Origin of the sequence: Streptomyces sp. col6 (assembly GCF_008042035.1) — a bacterium.
Classification (GTDB): domain Bacteria; phylum Actinomycetota; class Actinomycetes; order Streptomycetales; family Streptomycetaceae; genus Streptomyces.
In genome coordinates, this window is record NZ_RDBL01000026.1 from 4030 (window position 1) to 6765 (window position 2736).

Consider the following 2736-nt stretch of genomic DNA (forward strand, 5'->3'; position numbering starts at 1 on the left):
CTCCCGGAATCACGGTTGTTTTCTCTTCCTGAGGGTACTGAGATGTTTCACTTCCCCTCGTTCCCTCCACACTGCCTATGTGTTCAGCAGCGGGTGACAGCCCATGACGACTGCCGGGTTTCCCCATTCGGAAACCCCCGGATCAAAGTCTGGTTGACGACTCCCCGGGGACTATCGTGGCCTCCCACGTCCTTCATCGGTTCCTGGTGCCAAGGCATCCACCGTGCGCCCTTAAAAACTTGGCCACAGATGCTCGCGTCCACTGTGCAGTTCTCAAACAACGACCAGCCACCCATCACCCCACCCTTACCAGGTGAGTGCACTGGGGCCGGCAACCGAAGGACAGACTCAAACGAGCCCGTACCTTCAGATACCCAACAGCGTGCCCGACCCAGCCCATTCACCTACACGTTCCACGCCGAAGCAGTACTAGTGAAGACTCATGTGCTGTGCCGAGTAGTCAACGTTCCACCCATGAGCTACCAGCACCGGACATTCGCCGGTGTTCTGGCCTCTGACCAAGCAAAGGCTCGGTAAGAAGTGCTCCTTAGAAAGGAGGTGATCCAGCCGCACCTTCCGGTACGGCTACCTTGTTACGACTTCGTCCCAATCGCCAGTCCCACCTTCGACAGCTCCCTCCCACAAGGGGTTGGGCCACCGGCTTCGGGTGTTACCGACTTTCGTGACGTGACGGGCGGTGTGTACAAGGCCCGGGAACGTATTCACCGCAGCAATGCTGATCTGCGATTACTAGCAACTCCGACTTCATGGGGTCGAGTTGCAGACCCCAATCCGAACTGAGACCGGCTTTTTGAGATTCGCTCCGCCTCACGGCATCGCCTCCCGGAATCACGGTTGTTTTCTCTTCCTGAGGGTACTGAGATGTTTCACTTCCCCTCGTTCCCTCCACACTGCCTATGTGTTCAGCAGCGGGTGACAGCCCATGACGACTGCCGGGTTTCCCCATTCGGAAACCCCCGGATCAAAGTCTGGTTGACGACTCCCCGGGGACTATCGTGGCCTCCCACGTCCTTCATCGGTTCCTGGTGCCAAGGCATCCACCGTGCGCCCTTAAAAACTTGGCCACAGATGCTCGCGTCCACTGTGCAGTTCTCAAACAACGACCAGCCACCCATCACACACCGCAGAAGCRATGCTGCACTGGGGCCGGCAACCGAAGGACAGACTCAAACGAGCCCGTACCTTCAGATACCCAACAGCGTGCCCGACCCGACCAGTTGTTCCTACACGTTCCACGCCGAAGCAGTACTAGTGACCAAACAACTCGCCGTGCCGAGTAGTCAACGTTCCACCCATGAGCTGACCACCGTCGAACATTTGCCGACGTAGTGGCTCTGGACCCCTTTGACAGGGTCTAGATGCTCCTTAGAAAGGAGGTGATCCAGCCGCACCTTCCGGTACGGCTACCTTGTTACGACTTCGTCCCAATCGCCAGTCCCACCTTCGACAGCTCCCTCCCACAAGGGGTTGGGCCACCGGCTTCGGGTGTTACCGACTTTCGTGACGTGACGGGCGGTGTGTACAAGGCCCGGGAACGTATTCACCGCAGCAATGCTGATCTGCGATTACTAGCAACTCCGACTTCATGGGGTCGAGTTGCAGACCCCAATCCGAACTGAGACCGGCTTTTTGAGATTCGCTCCGCCTCACGGCATCGCGCCATGCACCACCTGTACACCGACCACAAGGGGGGCACCATCTCTGATGCTTTCCGGTGTATGTCAAGCCTTGGTAAGGTTCTTCGCGTTGCGTCGAATTAAGCCACATGCTCCGCTGCTTGTGCGGGCCCCCGTCAATTCCTTTGAGTTTTAGCCTTGCGGCCGTACTCCCCAGGCGGGGAACTTAATGCGTTAGCTGCGGCACCGACGACGTGGAATGTCGCCAACACCTAGTTCCCAACGTTTACGGCGTGGACTACCAGGGTATCTAATCCTGTTCGCTCCCCACGCTTTCGCTCCTCAGCGTCAGTAATGGCCCAGAGATCCGCCTTCGCCACCGGTGTTCCTCCTGATATCTGCGCATTTCACCGCTACACCAGGAATTCCGATCTCCCCTACCACACTCTAGCCTGCCCGTATCGACTGCAGACCCGGGGTTAAGCCCCGGGCTTTCACAACCGACGTGACAAGCCGCCTACGAGCTCTTTACGCCCAATAATTCCGGACAACGCTTGCGCCCTACGTATTACCGCGGCTGCTGGCACGTAGTTAGCCGGCGCTTCTTCTGCAGGTACCGTCACTTTCGCTTCTTCCCTGCTGAAAGAGGTTTACAACCCGAAGGCCGTCATCCCTCACGCGGCGTCGCTGCATCAGGCTTTCGCCCATTGTGCAATATTCCCCACTGCTGCCTCCCGTAGGAGTCTGGGCCGTGTCTCAGTCCCAGTGTGGCCGGTCGCCCTCTCAGGCCGGCTACCCGTCGTCGCCTTGGTAGGCCATTACCCCACCAACTAGCTGATAGGCCGCGGGCTCATCCTTCACCGCCGGAGCTTTCAACCTTCCTCCAGGAGGAGGAAAGTATTATCCGGTATTAGACCCCGTTTCCAGGGCTTGTCCCAGAGTGAAGGGCAGATTGCCCACGTGTTACTCACCCGTTCGCCACTAATCCACCCCGAAGGGCTTCATCGTTCGACTTGCATGTGTTAAGCACGCCGCCAGCGTTCGTCCTGAGCCAGGATCAAACTCTCCGTGAATGTTTTCCCGTAATCGGGGAACACAT

At 58.0% G+C, this 2736-nt stretch carries 1 rRNA gene; it reads right to left on the bottom strand.

Going from position 1 to position 2736, the window contains the following annotated elements:
• Positions 1 to 1390 precede the first annotated feature (1390 nt).
• Positions 1391 to 2710 (bottom strand): 16S ribosomal RNA (locus EAO73_RS26925).
• Positions 2711 to 2736 lie beyond the last annotated feature (26 nt).